This window comes from Pseudoduganella guangdongensis (genome assembly GCF_009857475.1).
GTDB lineage: Bacteria > Pseudomonadota > Gammaproteobacteria > Burkholderiales > Burkholderiaceae_D > Rugamonas > Rugamonas guangdongensis.
In genome coordinates this window covers 1-344 of the sequence record NZ_WWCJ01000062.1, presented here as the reverse complement: position 1 = coordinate 344, position 344 = coordinate 1, and the positions used below count along the sequence as shown (strand labels likewise).

Sequence of the window (344 nt, the reverse complement as noted above, 5' to 3'; positions counted from 1 at the left end):
CCGCTGGCGGCGTCGGCTACCGCCCAGGGCAGCGCGGGCGGCACCCTCCCGCCACCCGAAAGCGCCGCGCAGGCCGCCGCGCGCCGCGCCGCCGAGTCAGCCGAACGGGCCCGCGCCGCCGGGTCAGCGGCAGCGCTATCGGTGCAGGACCGCTTGACCGCCCAGCGCCTGCAGGACGCGCGCAATGTCCAGCAGGAGCTCGAGAGCGAGCAAATGGAAGCGCGCCTGGAGGCGCGGCGCCAGGCGCTGCGGGAAGCCCAAGCCGCGGCCCAGGCCGCGGCCACCCTGACCCGCAACAACGCCGGCGCGCCGCCTGCTGCGCCGCCCAACCCGGCCAGCGCGCC

The 344-nt window shown here is 79.1% G+C and carries 1 pseudogene; it reads left to right on the top strand.

Going from position 1 to position 344, the window contains the following annotated elements:
- Nucleotides 1–344, top strand: a pseudogene (locus GTP41_RS26840) (hypothetical protein); the annotation flags it as partial.